The 1,450-nt window shown below is 30.3% G+C and carries 2 protein-coding genes; both read right to left on the bottom strand.

The features are described 5' to 3' along the window. Positions 1–265 precede the first annotated feature (265 nt). Positions 266–841: a hypothetical protein gene (locus HGB55_RS14925; RefSeq protein WP_168817863.1), complete on the bottom strand. Its 576-nt coding sequence runs from the start codon at positions 839–841 to the stop codon at positions 266–268. Between the two features lie 152 nt (positions 842–993). Continuing rightward, positions 994–1,305, bottom strand: coding sequence for a hypothetical protein (locus HGB55_RS14920; RefSeq protein ID WP_168817861.1), 312 nt, complete (start codon positions 1,303–1,305; stop codon positions 994–996). Positions 1,306–1,450 lie beyond the last annotated feature (145 nt).

The following is a 1,450-nucleotide window of genomic DNA, read 5'->3' as shown; positions in this document are numbered from 1 at the left end:
CAGTTTGAGTCGAAACTTCCATAAATGTCTCTTTCATTAGTATTTTAAAAATTGTACTTAATCCTATCTTTAATGAGTCCGAAAATGTCTATTTGGAACCCAAAAGGCTGATCATATTAAATACAACGGTCTCGTATAACCGTCAGTTACGGGATTAAAGTTAATAATTTTCGGTTTAGCACTGACGTTAGCAATTCCGAGTGGATTCGGACGTAGTCGAATCCGCCGTAATTGCGGTTATACATTGTTGTGCAACGTATTTTTTTCAATTTCCCGTTATTTTGTTGTATTCAATTTCCAAATCGGTCAGTTCATTTTCGTCTATGGAAAGATGCTTACAAATTCGCTCACGATTGTAATTTAATTCCCGTAATTGTAAAACCGCATTAAAATCCGCTATAATTTTTTGTTCCGATGTTTCGTCAAATTCCATTTCGTCAGTTATGTCAGTTAATAAATTCCATTTGTCTTTATATTCTGCCAATTTTCCTTTCATAATTCTCTTTTCTTTTTTGAAAGTACTTACTAATGGTTCGCAAATTTTCTGACTTGGTACAATGAAAATATCAGGATGTGAGTCCAAATCCTCAAATTTGTTGTTATAAATTACAAAAACTAAAAAATGATTTTCTTTCGGTACTACATTATTCACAACAAGTGACGAATATCCGCGTACAGATTTTACGTCAATCGAAAGTGTTTCTCCGTTTTCTTTAATCACCCTTATGTCGACACTTTTTTTGTTTCCTTGACTAATATATGCTTCCAAATCAAGTCGATATAATTTAGATAATATCAAATATTCACTTGCAATTCCTGTATTAAATGTATTCGCTCTCATTTTTGGTCATATGTTGCACAACGTGATTGTATAAGCCAAGTTGCGTTTTTGTGTTACAATTTTTCTGTGTTAAAAATAATAAAATTAGAAATAAGAAACATTCTATTTTACGAAATTTAGCAATTTGGTTTATACGCTGTTGGCTGTAGTTTTTAATCGTTAATATTTTCTATCAGTTTACGTTTTTCTTTAACAAGATTTGTTCTTTTCTCTCCAATCTGTTCTGTTTTTAAAATACTTTCAATTTCGATGAATTTATTAGCAAAAGCATAAAATTTTTCAGTAGTAATAAAATTCTCTAACCAGTCAGCAAAATCAATTAACTCGTTTTGGTCTTTTGAATAAATCAATTGTTCAACTAAACTCGAATATTCCCAATTTGAATTCTCAGATTTATCAAAGTCAAGTAATTCTTTGTTTAAAAATTTGTCAATCAAATACGTGTTGGAGTAAAATGTTTCCATAGCCTTTTTCTCAGCCTGTTTATATACTCTATTAAAAACCAAATAAAATCGTTATTTTTTCAACTCATTTTTCTTGGGTCAATACAAATATGGTTCATATCATATGGTTTACGACTTTGGATGACACCATAGACTGTTCTTAGCA

The organism is Lutibacter sp. B1, from assembly GCF_012524075.1.
Lineage (GTDB): Bacteria > Bacteroidota > Bacteroidia > Flavobacteriales > Flavobacteriaceae > Lutibacter.
This window is presented reverse-complemented; position numbering and strand designations above follow the sequence as displayed.

Bases quoted from the DNA above. Each gene is read 5' to 3' on its own strand.
- HGB55_RS14925 (WP_168817863.1), bottom strand. From the start codon at position 841: ATGAGAGCGAATACATTTAATACAGGAATTGCAAGTGAATATTTGATA.
- HGB55_RS14920 (WP_168817861.1), bottom strand. From the start codon at position 1,305: ATGGAAACATTTTACTCCAACACGTATTTGATTGACAAATTTTTAAAC.